Source organism: Halanaerobium sp. MA284_MarDTE_T2, from assembly GCF_003337245.1.
Taxonomy (GTDB): domain Bacteria; phylum Bacillota; class Halanaerobiia; order Halanaerobiales; family Halanaerobiaceae; genus QPJE01.
Map to the genome: position 1 here is coordinate 70,054 of NZ_QPJE01000007.1, position 12,543 is coordinate 82,596.

The window sequence follows — 12,543 nt, forward strand, 5'->3', positions numbered from 1 at the left end:
ACTAATTAAATGATGATTAAAATTAGATTAGAATTATTTTTTTGCCTGATTTTTTACTTTTTCCATTTCTCTTTCTATCGTTTCCTTATCACCAAGATAATACTTATCCAGAACATTCATCTGATCATCAAACTCATAAATCAGCGGTCTTCCTGTTGGAATATTAAGGCTGCTGATTTCCTCATCAGAAATACCATCAAGATGTTTTACAAGTGCCCTAAGGCTGTTTCCATGAGCTGAAATGATTAGTTTTTTGCCGGATTTAATTTTTGGGACAATTTCTTCCTGCCAGTACGGTAAAACTCTGTCAATTGTCATTTTTAAACTTTCTGCTGCCGGCAGTTCGTCTTCAGATAAATTACTGTATTTTTCTTCATGACCGGGATGTCTGGGATCATCTTTGCTTAAGGCAGGTGGTGGAGTGTCAAAACTCCGCCTCCAGATATGAACCTGTTCTTCCCCTTCTTTTTTGGCTGTCTCTGCCTTGTTCAAACCCTGCAGAGCCCCATAGTGACGCTCATTTAACCTCCATGACTTGATTACAGGAATCCAGTGTAAATCCATGATATCCAGCACTATATTTAAGGTTTTTATTGCTCTCTTTAAATAAGATGTGTAGGCTATATCAAATTTGTAACCTTCTTCTTTTAAAAGTCTGCCTGCTGCTTCAGCTTCTTTTACACCCTGTTTACTTAAATCAACATCTATCCAGCCGGTAAATTTATTAGCAAGATTCCATTCACTTTCTCCATGTCTCAATAAAACTAATTTCATTTTTACCACCCCATCTCTTTAAAATTTATTTTCTCTCTTTTACCAGTTTTTTTCTATAAAATGTTTAACAATTAATTCTCTTTCCGATCAAATTAATTTGATTACAGCTTTATAGTGTTTGTTCTAATAAACATTTCTGCTGCCTCAATAATTAATTTAATTTATTCATATTTTTTATCAATATATTCATCTCAAAACCTATTTAAATCATAATTTTTAAGCTTCATCTCAGCCAGAGTTCTCTGTACAGAAAAAATGTGTTCTCCTTTTTTAAAATTGCGGATTATAGGTTCAGATGCCCCTGCCGTCCATATCTTAAGTTCTGCTTCCATATCAAAATGTCCAGTAGATTCAACACTAAAATGCCTGATGCTCTCATAAGGAATAGTATGATATTCCATTTTTTTGCCTGTCATTCCCTGCTTATCAACAAGAATTAAACGCAGATCTGTAAAAACCATCAGATCTCTTAAAACTTTAAAAGCTCTGACCAGTTTTTCATCTTCAATTAATATCTTTTCCAGATTGTCCTCCACCTTTTCTACATCTACTTCTGATGCATTACCCAGCAGTCCACTTAAAATACCCATAATAATCATTCCTCTGCAGTTTTTTATAATTTTTTTCGGCCTGTTCTATTATCTTTTTTAATGACTTATCTATTGAAGCCCAGCCGGGGATTTCAACTTCTTTTTCTTCCAAATTTTTATAGACAGAAAAGATAAGAAAAAAAGATTAAATATCAATAAATTCTGCTTCTATATTCCACTCAGAACCCACAATTTCCTTTATAAGCGTCTTATATTTTATAAGCTGTTCCTGTTCTCTATAAAAACCACTTTTAAAATCAATTATTTTAATCTGTTTACTTTTTTTATCAACCAGCAGACGGTCTATGCGAAAACTCTGTTTACCACTTTTAAGCAGATATTCTGTATAAACTGTCCACTCCCTGGAAAAGAGTTCAGGATTATTATCTATAAACAAATCTGCAGCTTCTATAATTTCTCTTAAAACAGATGAGCCAATTATATTTACAAATTTAGCTGTAAGCAGATTTCTGGCTTCTTTTTTTTCTTCCTTTTCTCCATAATATATGTTTTCCAGATAATAGTGAAGCGCCAGTCCTCTAATCCTATTTTCAGCCAATTTAAATCTGTTTTTATCTTTAAAACTGCTGCTGGAAGTTTTTTGAGAAGCTTTTTTATCCTTCAGAAAATATCTGCTCATATCAGAAATAAATATTTTATCAGCTGAAGATTCCTGTTCTGTTTTTTCTGGCTCTCCCCAGGATGAATACTTAATCAGATCAACTAGCTTATCTGCACAGGCAGAATTAATAACTGCTTTTTCATAAAAATCATAATTACTTCCCTCCCACATCAAATTTTTATGTGGAATAAGTTTTCGGGGAGTTTCTATATATATATTCAAATCTTTTTCTGCCCTTGTCAGAGCAACATATACATTGTTGATCTCTTCCATCAGTTCTTTTGTTTCCTGTCTTGATTTAAAATCAAAATTAAGCCAATCAAGTATCTTAAGATAATCACCTTTTGTAAATAAATATTTATTAACTTTAGAAAATTTATCATCAAAGTCCAGATAAAATTCCAGCCTGTCACTACTGCTGTTTCCGCGTTTGCCGGGTTTCCAGTAAAAAAATTCTACAGGTATTGAAAGTCCTTTTGCTTTATGAATTGTCATTAAATTAACAGCACTGCTGCTTTTAACCTTTTCCTGTTTTAGTAAATCACTTTCTTTATTTTTCTCCAGATAATTCAGAAGTTCTCTTATTGAAGTAAAAGAGTTCAGTATTTTGTAAAAAGAATATATATTTTTTAAAGTTACTGGGTCAGACTGACTTCTGTCCTCCAGTTTCTGATAAAGGTAAGAAATTATAGAAATGTAATCACTATTTATTATATTTCTAATTTCAAAAAATATTGATTTTATTTTTTCATTCTGCAGTTTAAATTCCCTTTTTTCCTCATCCTGAAAAAAGAAAGTACGAATTTGATTAAGATTATTAAAAATAGTTTTCATATCCTGCTGTTTTAAACCAACAAGATCACTTCTTAAATATTTTAATAACTCAAATATATCTTTTGAAAAAGAGAATTTTAAAAAACTGTAAAATGATTTAATAACTGGATGCTCAAGCATACTGCTTCTATTTTCTAAAATATATGGTATGTCAAATTTTTTCAGCCCGGCTGCAATTTCTGCCAGATCATTCCCAGTCCTGGCCAGCACTGCTATATCTCCATAATTAGTATAATCATTTTTTATCTTTCTGGCAATTTCCCCAGGTAGATCTGTAATAATAAAATTATTCATTTTTTCTATTTCTTTCTGCTTTTCTTCTGCCAGATTTTCAAATTTTTTGGTAGTAGTATCATATTCTGCAGAACTACCTCCAACTATCATGCTGCTGTGGCCATAAGAATCTGAAATTGAATTTACATCCCTATATTCCCAATTTCCAGCATCTATGCTGGAAAAAAATCGATTTACCAGCTCAATAATACATCTATCACTTCTGTAGCAGTCTGACAGTGTTTCTACCTCGCCATCAATAATATTTTCCAAATCAGCAAAAAGTTTTTTTTCTCCACCTCGCCAGCCGTATATAGACTGTTTTTCGTCACCAACTGCTATAAAATGCACCGCCCCATCAATCAGAGGTTTTAGTATTTTCCACTGCAGAATACTGGTATCCTGAAATTCATCAATAAATAGTGCTTTAAAATCACTGTCCAGCAGATCTATAAAATATTCGCTAATTTCACCATCATTGATCAGATCTAATTCAGGATCAAAGAGATATTTATATGTATAGCTGCTTATATCAGCATGTGTAAACTTTTGACTTTTAAATTTTTCTTCATCATAGAGTTTTAATATCAGCTCTGCAGATGAAAAAAGTTCCTTTTCAAAATCAATTACTTCATTATTAAAAATATGGGCGGCCAGATTTTTTCTGAACAGCTGGAATTTGTCATTTAATTCTTTTTTAAAATGGGCTTTTTTCCTGCCCTTCAGCTGATTACCGTTCCAGTATGTTTTATCAAATAACAGATCTTTATTTTTTAACAATAGTGAAAGTTTTTTTTCCTCATCACGGCAGTTTAAATAACTATTTAAAAGCTGCCTGCTGCCGGAAACAAAATATTTGTTTCCCAGCTCTTCTCCTTTTTGTGCAGCAGCTTCCTTTAATATTTCCACTGTCCCATCAAATGATTTGGTTAAATCTTCTGCTGGAATTTTATCTTTTTCTTTATTGTCTACAATTATAAATTTCCAGTAATTATCTACAATTAATTTGATGAGTTCAAAATAATTTTCGAGATTTCTGCCTGCATTCTGAGATAGAAACTTTTCCAACCTGCTGAAATATTTTTCATTATTTAATATTTTTCTCAGTATATTGTCAATAAATGTCTTATTTTCATTTTCGTCTATTATCTCATAATTATAAATTCCCAGATATGGAGCAATAGACTGGGAAAATATCCGGTTACTGAAGCTATCGATTGTATAAACATGTACATTTTCTGGCTCTAAAAGCATTTTATTATGGATTTTCTTCAATTTGCTTCGGCTGACTCCTAAATCAGGATAAATTCCTTTTAGATTATTAACTAACTGCTCCTTTTCTAGGCCACCACTTATTATTGTCTCCAGGTGGAGAAAAATTCTTTCTCTAATCTCAGCTGTAGCTTTTTTGGTAAATGTAAGAACTATAATTTCCTCAAAATCAACACCTTTAATAAGTGAGGCTATATATTCAAGCGAAAGTCTATAAGTTTTACCTGTACCTGCACTTGCTTTTATAATTTTTTTCATATTTTATCATCCACCCTGCAGAAATCATAATATGGACATCTGTCACAGTCATAACTTGATATTCTGCTGAATTCTTTTTTCTCAAAAAGTTCTTTCAGCAGTTTTTTTATCTCTAAAAACAGTTCATCTTCTCTATTTCTATAAGAAAGATCAAACTTTTTTTCAAAAACACTGTAAATTGCTTTTTTGCATTTTTTAGAAATATCCTTATCAGCAGAGTTTTCTCTCAACATTAAATTGTAAAAATCAAGCTGAAGTTTATCTCCACTACCTGTTTTAAAGTCAATAATATGATCTGCATTCTCTCCCATAAGAAGCAGATCTATTCTTCCGGATAAATAAAATTCTACTTCCATAAGCTTTAAAAATATTTCTCTATTTACTGTTTTGGAAGGCCATTCTATCAGTACTTCTGTATTTTCATCTGTCATGATATTACTCATTTCTTTCCAGAAAAATTTAAAAGATTCAGCAATTTTTTTTGTCATTATATTTTTATAAAATGGTTTCAAATCCTCATCAATCTTTAACTCAAGTTTTTTTATATTTCCAAAAATTATTTCTTCAGCTTTCTTTTCGCTAAAATTACTACCTTCAAGTAAAGTTGCAGTAAGATTAGAAAAAGATTGATGTACAAGAATTCCCAGAGATAGGAAAGAAAGAGAATTATCACCACCACTAAAGCCGGGCTGAAGGTGAAGTATCTGCTCCAGATAAAATCTGTAAAAACATCGTTTCAGCTGACTATATTTATAAAAAGTAATAGAAAACTGTTCTCTAAAGTCAGACCGGACAAGTGGTATTTCTCCATCTGCTTTATCACTTTCTATATCATTATTATCTCCACTATTTTTTAAGTTAAAAAAGTTTTTCAGCAGGTCTGATTCATCAATATTTTTAAATTTATTTTGTTTAAACTCTATGTCATAATTCATCTTTAACTCTTCAAGTACAGACGCAGGATATATGTTTTCTTCTCTATTGTTGATAGTAAATATACTGACTTTTTCGGCATTAAAGACATGACGTAAAAATCGGTATTTTTTTAATAAATATTTATCTTCAGAGGTGGGGAGCTTGTTTAAAGACAGCTGTTTTTCATTTAAAAAGAAAAAACCACTGCTATTTACCGACATATTGCTCTGAGTACAGCCTGTTAGAATAAGGCTGGCCCTTTTTTTTGTTGGTGAACTGCTGAGGTAGGACCAGCTGAGTCTATTTTCCCTATCTTCATTTTCTGTTCTTAAAGATTTATAACCTAAATAGTCAAGAAAAAGCCTAAAAAATCCACCAGCTTTATCAGCAAAATATTTATACCAGTTTTTGTGTAGATTCATATCTTCTGCTGTATTTAACTCTATAACAGTATCAAAAAACTTTTCTTCGAGATCTAAAAATTTCGATTCCAGCGGAAAATCTACAATTTTTGTTATATATGCTGTCAACTCTTTAAGTGAACTAATAGATTTCAACTTTTCAACAGCAGCAAAGAGTGGATAAATTACAGGTATTTCTGCCTCAATTATATCTCTATTAAGATAAAAATAATCATCATTATATAAATCAACTAACTTATAATAACTATCTTCCTCCAATTCTAAAATTTTAGAACTCATTTTAATGTTAACAAAATCTAAAACTGATTTTAAATTTAACTTGATATTTCCCTTTTTGAAAGCAGATAAATATACTTCATAAAATGCAGTTAAGAAATGATAAAGAGCCGTATCTTTTATACTTCTGCTCTCTGCAAAGTCAATACTGGAATTTAATAAATTTTTGAAATTAGAGTTTTCTTCTCTGCAGTCAATTATATCTGTACTATTATCAGCACCTTCTTCAATACTCAGTACCCCAGCCAGCTCTTTTAACTCATCTGAACTCTCATATATTTTTATCTTCTGCTGAAAATTTTTAAGTGCTGGATAATTCAGCTGTTTAAGCTGCAGATTTTTTTCATCAAAATCTTCTTCTTCAAGCTGGAGGTGGAGTTCAATTTTACAGTATTTCTGCAGAGAGTTCAATGTTTTTTTAAAAAGTGGGCTGAACTCAGCTGTATTGACAAACACTATCCTTTTCATATCTTTAATAAAATTTATATTATTAATTTCATTTCTATAAAGCATAGTTTTATCTTTACAGTTTAATTTATTCATTTTTTGTTCAAAACGCTGCCTGATACCGGTCAACAGTGTATATCTTTCCTGCTGCCAATCAGCCAGAGATTTCAGCTGTTCTACCTGATATTCTTCCAGCATCCTAAAAAACCGAAAAAATTGAGAGGAGAAACTATATATGTCCTGATAACTGCTGATTTTCAATTCTTCTTTCTCCTCTTCAGTTAATACAGAATAAAGCAAAATAGGTAGTTTTTCTTCTTTAAGCAAAATGCTATCATCTGCCAGAATTCTCTCTCTAAATTCTTCAATTGTTATAAAAATACTGTTTCCCTGCAAAAAAGAAGGATTATAATAATTTTGCAGCATATGCTGCATGCTGCTGTAGCTGTCGAATAAAAATAATGTTCCGGTCTGATCAGATATTTTTTTGAACAAATCATCCTGATAGGAATAATAATGAAAATCCATATTTCCACCTCTTTTTAAAAAAACAAAAATTCTTAAATTGCAATTTTAAATTGAACTAATTGCAAACTTTAATTTTAAATAAAAAATCTCAAACCTTCTATATCAATATTAATTGAATTTTTTAGCAGACACTTCCAGCAAAATAATTAAAGCTACAGCAAAAATGAAATATATAACTCCTTCCAGCACAAATTGTTCTGGAAATACAGCTGCTGAAGATCCAATTATAAGTCCGGTTAAAAGTGACATAATATTTGCTCTAAATTTGTTCAGTAAAAAGGAAAAAGCCCAGGCAAAAGAAATCAGCCCACTTACCACACCTGTAAGGTAGATTCCAATAAGCAAAAAATCCAAACTGTTAACTGCATTTAGAAGTGGTTGGTACAGTCCAATTAAAATAAGCAGTGTACCCCCACTGATTCCAGGCAGCACCATGGCAATACTGCCAAAAAAGCCTCCTACAAAAAACAAAATATATCTGCTGCTGCTCAAAAAAAGTGTGCTGCTTCCGGCTGAAAAATACAGAGCAGTAATAAGTCCAGCCACTATAAAAAAAAGATTTAAAAATTTTAAGCTGCCTATATTTTTATATGTTGTCCTGGCTGATGTAAGGACAAGGCCAAATAGAAAATAAGCTGTCAGCAGAGGTTTGGCAGTATAAAACTCACTTATAAAACTCGCCCCAACATATATTCCCAAAGCCATCCCGGAACCAACCAGAATAAGTGTTTTAAACCTGAATTTTTTTACAGCTTCCAATAATTTTTGGTAAATTCCTAACACAAGTGCAATTGTACCTCCACTTACACCAGGCAGTGTATTGGCCATCCCGATTGGTATTGATTTAATAAATAGGATTATTTCTTTACTGGAAATTATATTTGACATATTTTAATTCACCTGCAGAATTTATAAATTTATGATATATATTACTTGGTTTGTTTGTAATATTACTTTTTGTAATAAATAAGCCCCGGGAAAACCGGGGCAAATAAACACAAGTTCAATGTAACTTATTTTCCCAATTTTTAACTTATTTCTCCACCAATCTCTTTTATATCGTCTTTATTTTCAACAGATGCTTTTACTGCCAGTTCTAAAGCTTTAGTTATATCATCAACAGACATACTGGGCTGATTTTTCTTTCCCACTACCTGAGCAGGAATATATGGTACATGAATAAATCCTCCTCGTTTATCTGAGAATTTCTTATCTATTAAATACATCAGACCATAAAAAATATGATTGCAGACAAATGTACCGGCACTATTGGAAACAGAAGCGGGAATGTCATTATCTTTAATTTCTTTTACTATTGCTTTTATAGGAATGTTTGCAAAATAAGCGTTTTTCCCATCTGCAAATATTTTTTCATCTATTGGCTGATTATTCTCATTGTCAGGAATTCTGGCATCATCAACATTGATAGCAACTCTTTCTACTGTCATATTGAATCTTCCACCTGCCTGACCAACACATATTATAATATCCGGATCTTCATTTTCAATCTTTTTTTCCATTTTTTCTATTGATTTATGAAAAACAGTAGGAACTTCAAGTTTAACAATTTCTGCACCAGCAATTTTGTCTGACATAAGTTTTACTGCTTCAAAAGCTGGATTGACTGATTCTCCACCAAATGGATCAAACGCTGTCATTAGTACTTTCATAAAATAACACCTCCAAATTAAATTATACAATTAGTTTTTTTATTTGATTTTAGTTAAAAAGCGATCACATACATGAGCACAATGTGAGCTGCCAGAAGAACAATACCAAAAGGTACCTGACTGATTATTACTCTATTCTTATTTTTTGTTTCCAGTATAGCTGCCGGTACAATGTTAAAGTTGGCTGCCATTGGAGTCATCAGTGTTCCACAATATCCGGCTGTTAAAGCCAGTGCACCTGCTGCTGCAGGATCGGCTCCCTGAGAATAGACAAAAGGCATACCAATACCGGCAGTTATTACAGCAAAAGCAGCAAAAGCATTACCCATTATCATAGTAAATACTGCCATACCAATACAGTAAGCTGCTACTCCGGCCAGTATATTACCCTGTGGAATAACTCCAGAAATACCTGCTGCAATTACTTCTCCAACTCCTGCAGCTGCAAAGAGTGAACCCAATGCTGCCAGAAGCTGAGGCAGTATACTTGCAGAACCTACCTGCTGTAGGAGTCTGCTGCCGTCATATGCAATATACCCTACTTCTACTTTTGTCATCATCAGTGCAATTACAGTTGCAGTAATTGCACCAAAACCAAGCCCCACAAGTCCACTTAAAGGTGTAAACTGTGCAACTGCAAAAGCAATTACCGCTATAGACATTGCGGGAACAAAAAGTTTATTTCCAAACTGTTTTGAACGCTCTTCTCTTACACTTTCTTCTGCATTTGTCTGTGAACCAAAATTAACCTGTTTGGTTGCTGTCAGAACTCCCATTACTAAAAGAATTACTCCAATCAGCTGAGCTGGCACATATTTACCAACAATAAATACTAAAGCAAGAAGTGACCAGAAAATAGTTGTTCCTATCCTTGTGGGATGTTTGGAATCTTTAAATGCCATAAAAGCAGTGACTAAAGAAACCAGACCGGCCATAACATATAATCCTTCAAGTAAAATTGCTCCCATTATTGATCACCTCTTCCTGTTTTGTTCTCTTTTTCAGCAAGCCGTTTGGATAATCTGCTGTCCAGCATTCTGTAATATATCAATGCAAATATAAATGCTGTCACTGCTATTGGAATAGATGATTTTGATACAGCAAGTGGTGTAACCTCTACTCCAAGTTCACTTAATGTACCAACAATAAGTAAAACTCCACCTGCGGCGATAAATACATTCTGTCCGAAGAAATTACCAAAGTTTTCTGCAGATGCAGAATAACCTTTTATAATCTCAAGCTCTTCTTCTCCAACTTCTTCAAAATTAATCTCTGCTGCACCTTCTGCCATCGGATAGACAAGTGGTCTGATAAACTGAACATGCCCACCCAATCTCAGTGAAAAAGCTGCTGCCAGTTCTCTAACCAGCATATATGTTGTTAAAACTTTCCCGGTAGTTACTGCCTTAATGCTTTTAATTAATTCGGCAGCTCTTTCTCTTAAACCATATCTTTCCAGTATACCGATAACAGGTAAGGTTACTAAAAATAAAGACATATATCTATTTGCTATAAATGCTTCACCAAGGGTAGAAAGGATCTCATTAAAACTCAATCCTCCTACAAGACCTGTCACAATTCCAGCAGCTAAAACTACAGCTATTGTATCTAATTTAAATATAAATCCGATTAATATAATTACAACACCTATAAGTTTAATCATGATTTTCTCCCTTCTCACAAATATGGTGAATTATTTACCTATAACTTCTACTCTGTAACCATCAGGATCTGTTATAAAATAATAGCCACTAGAACTATCAGAAAGGCTGCGCAGTTCTCCCACGTTATAACCTGCTTCTATGTGCTCTTTGTGAGAGGTTTCCAGATCATCTACAGATACTGCTATATGGCTGTAACCGTTTCCAATAGTATAAGGTTCTTCCTGATCATAATTATAGGTTAGCTCCAGCTCAAAATTTTCTTCAGCATCTGTTAGATAAACAAGTGTAAATTTATCTTCCGGAAAATCTTTCCTTTTTGACTCCTTTAAATTAAAGGCTCCTTTATAAAAATCAAGAGATTTTTCCAAATCCATTACCCTAATACATGAATGGATAAAATTATATTCCTGCATATTCTACACCCCCTTGTATATTTTTTTTCTTACTTTATAATAATACAATTTCTCCAATAAAAATGCAAATGAAGTAATTTGGAAGTTAGCTCATCTGAATATTTTTTATTTATTAAGAAAAAATTAAGAAAGATAAATTTTGAAAATAAATTTTTTTCAGAGTTTAAAAAAAGCAGGATAATAAAATATTACAGAGAATATTTTATATAAAGAATATTTTATTTTAATTTGCTTTAATATTTTACATATTTTAAAGATCTTTATTTTGGAATAAATCTTAAATGATCTTTAATTTAAATTTCTAATGATGGGGAGGTGATTTTTATTAAACCGTGGAGATGTCAAATTTGTGGAGAAACATATTTCGGCAGTGAAGCTGCTGACCGCTGTCCTTTCTGTGGTGCTGATGGTGAAAATCTAAAAGCTGCTGCTCATTATCTTGATTATGGTGTTGTAGAAATGAGTGAACAGAGCCGCAAAGACTGTTTACATGCACTTGAACTGGAAAATGATAATACGGTTTTTTACGGCAAATGTGCAGAAGCTGCTGAAAATCAGGTATCAGAATCTATTTTTAAGCGGCTTAAAAAACAGGAAGCCGAACATGCTTCGCTGCTGGAGGATATGCTGGGTATTGAAACTGATGAACTTCCTGATCCGGATATTCCTGATAATGATTATGATCGCTTTGAAGAGGCAAATAAGCATGAAAAAAGAGCGATCGATTTTTATCTTAAAGCTGCCAGAAGAGCACCTGAATTAAGAGTTCAGCAGATATTTAGAGCTCTTTCCGATATTGAAATTGAACATCTGACAATGGCAAATTCTTTTAAGGCTTAGATTAAAAAAGGGGGAGCTCCCCCTTTTTTAATTTTATTATTTGATCTTTATGATCTTTATTTGAGTAATTTTTATTATAATATAGTTTTTAAGCTCTGCTTCCCGGTCTTGTCACTGGAATTCCTTTTTGACAGAGTTCACACTCATTAGCCTTGTAGGATTTTATATCTACCTTAAGCAGTGGCTTAAACTGGTATTTAAAATCTGCATTTCCAGAACTTCTGTCTATTATAGAGCTTATTCCTACTATATCTGCCTTTTTTTCTTCCATCAATTCTATAACTTCTTTTACTGACCCACCTGTTGTGACTACATCTTCTACAATTAAAACTTTTTCTCCTTTTTTAATATCAAACCCTCTTCTGAGCTGCATACTGCCGTTTTTTCTCTCACTAAAAAGTGACCTGACTCCAATCTGTTCTGCAGCAGCATATGAGAGTACCACTCCACCTAATGCAGGCCCTATAACAACATCTATCTCAGTATCTTTCCATTTTTCTGCTATTTCTCCAGCAAGTTTTGCTGCATATTCTGGATATTGTAGTACTTTTGCACACTGCATATAGATATTTGCATGTCTGCCTGAAGTCAGCACAAAATGACCTTCCTGGATTACACCTGTTTCTTTCAGCATTTTTTCTATTTCTTCTCTTTTCATGATTTTTATTCCCTCCTTTAATTTCGGTTTCAGCTCAGATATATACTTTAACCACTCATTTTATTAGAGATTATTAATACCTATTTT

At 32.6% G+C, this 12,543-nt stretch carries 11 protein-coding genes; 1 reads left to right on the forward strand and 10 read right to left on the reverse strand.

The window, feature by feature from the left end:
• Nucleotides 1-33: 33 nt before the first annotated feature.
• The 9 genes from gpmA to DFR78_RS05135 form a co-directional block, all read right to left on the reverse strand.
• Nucleotides 34-774, reverse strand: a complete 741-nt coding sequence (gpmA, locus tag DFR78_RS05095; RefSeq protein ID WP_114457756.1) for a 2,3-diphosphoglycerate-dependent phosphoglycerate mutase — start codon at nucleotides 772-774, stop codon at nucleotides 34-36.
• A gap of 191 nt (nucleotides 775-965) precedes the next feature.
• Nucleotides 966-1,364 (reverse strand): PH domain-containing protein, encoded by a 399-nt coding sequence (locus tag DFR78_RS05100; RefSeq protein WP_114457757.1) that lies wholly within the window; start codon nucleotides 1,362-1,364, stop codon nucleotides 966-968.
• A gap of 145 nt (nucleotides 1,365-1,509) precedes the next feature.
• Nucleotides 1,510-4,623 carry an exodeoxyribonuclease V subunit beta gene (locus tag DFR78_RS05105; protein WP_114457758.1) on the reverse strand — a complete coding sequence of 1,038 codons (3,114 nt, stop codon included), beginning with the start codon at nucleotides 4,621-4,623 and terminating at the stop codon, nucleotides 1,510-1,512.
• Nucleotides 4,620-7,211 carry a PD-(D/E)XK nuclease family protein gene (locus DFR78_RS05110; protein WP_114457759.1) on the reverse strand — a complete coding sequence of 864 codons (2,592 nt, stop codon included), beginning with the start codon at nucleotides 7,209-7,211 and terminating at the stop codon, nucleotides 4,620-4,622. The genes DFR78_RS05105 and DFR78_RS05110 overlap by 4 nt, the downstream gene beginning before the upstream one ends.
• 108 nt (nucleotides 7,212-7,319) lie before the next feature.
• Nucleotides 7,320-8,099, reverse strand: a complete 780-nt coding sequence (locus tag DFR78_RS05115; protein ID WP_114457760.1) for a DUF368 domain-containing protein — start codon at nucleotides 8,097-8,099, stop codon at nucleotides 7,320-7,322.
• 140 nt (nucleotides 8,100-8,239) lie between these two features.
• The gene (gene pcp, locus DFR78_RS05120; protein ID WP_114457761.1) at nucleotides 8,240-8,881 is read right to left on the reverse strand and encodes a pyroglutamyl-peptidase I; all 642 of its coding nucleotides are present in this window, start codon (nucleotides 8,879-8,881) and stop codon (nucleotides 8,240-8,242) included.
• A 53-nt stretch (nucleotides 8,882-8,934) separates the two neighbouring features.
• Nucleotides 8,935-9,849, reverse strand: a complete 915-nt coding sequence (locus DFR78_RS05125) for a DUF979 domain-containing protein (protein WP_114457762.1) — start codon at nucleotides 9,847-9,849, stop codon at nucleotides 8,935-8,937.
• A complete protein-coding gene (locus tag DFR78_RS05130) occupies nucleotides 9,849-10,544 on the reverse strand; it encodes a DUF969 domain-containing protein (RefSeq protein ID WP_114457763.1) in 696 nt (231 codons plus the stop codon). The genes DFR78_RS05125 and DFR78_RS05130 overlap by 1 nt, the downstream gene beginning before the upstream one ends.
• Nucleotides 10,545-10,574: 30 nt before the next feature.
• Nucleotides 10,575-10,958, reverse strand: a complete 384-nt coding sequence (locus DFR78_RS05135; protein ID WP_114457764.1) for a VOC family protein — start codon at nucleotides 10,956-10,958, stop codon at nucleotides 10,575-10,577.
• Between the two features lie 315 nt (nucleotides 10,959-11,273).
• On the opposite strand from DFR78_RS05135, the gene DFR78_RS05140 reads away from it, so the two are divergent.
• Complete coding sequence (locus tag DFR78_RS05140) at nucleotides 11,274-11,798, forward strand: rubredoxin-like domain-containing protein (protein ID WP_199505554.1); 525 nt, start codon at nucleotides 11,274-11,276, stop codon at nucleotides 11,796-11,798.
• 88 nt (nucleotides 11,799-11,886) lie between these two features.
• Here DFR78_RS05140 and pyrE read toward each other — a convergent pair whose 3' ends face one another.
• On the reverse strand, nucleotides 11,887-12,456 hold the full coding sequence (gene pyrE, locus DFR78_RS05145) for an orotate phosphoribosyltransferase (RefSeq protein ID WP_114457765.1): 570 nt from the start codon (nucleotides 12,454-12,456) through the stop codon (nucleotides 11,887-11,889).
• Nucleotides 12,457-12,543: the final 87 nt, after the last annotated feature.

Excerpts from the sequence above, each read along its gene's own strand:
- DFR78_RS05125 (WP_114457762.1), bottom strand. The coding sequence starts at position 9,849 with ATGGGAGCAATTTTACTTGAAGGATTATATGTTATGGCCGGTCTGGTT.
- DFR78_RS05135 (WP_114457764.1), bottom strand. The coding sequence starts at position 10,958 with ATGCAGGAATATAATTTTATCCATTCATGTATTAGGGTAATGGATTTG.
- DFR78_RS05130 (WP_114457763.1), bottom strand. The coding sequence starts at position 10,544 with ATGATTAAACTTATAGGTGTTGTAATTATATTAATCGGATTTATATTT.
- DFR78_RS05110 (WP_114457759.1), bottom strand. The coding sequence starts at position 7,211 with ATGGATTTTCATTATTATTCCTATCAGGATGATTTGTTCAAAAAAATA.
- pyrE (WP_114457765.1), bottom strand. The coding sequence starts at position 12,456 with ATGAAAAGAGAAGAAATAGAAAAAATGCTGAAAGAAACAGGTGTAATC.
- DFR78_RS05115 (WP_114457760.1), bottom strand. The coding sequence starts at position 8,099 with ATGTCAAATATAATTTCCAGTAAAGAAATAATCCTATTTATTAAATCA.
- DFR78_RS05100 (WP_114457757.1), bottom strand. The coding sequence starts at position 1,364 with ATGGGTATTTTAAGTGGACTGCTGGGTAATGCATCAGAAGTAGATGTA.
- gpmA (WP_114457756.1), bottom strand. The coding sequence starts at position 774 with ATGAAATTAGTTTTATTGAGACATGGAGAAAGTGAATGGAATCTTGCT.
- DFR78_RS05105 (WP_114457758.1), bottom strand. The coding sequence starts at position 4,623 with ATGAAAAAAATTATAAAAGCAAGTGCAGGTACAGGTAAAACTTATAGA.
- pcp (WP_114457761.1), bottom strand. The coding sequence starts at position 8,881 with ATGAAAGTACTAATGACAGCGTTTGATCCATTTGGTGGAGAATCAGTC.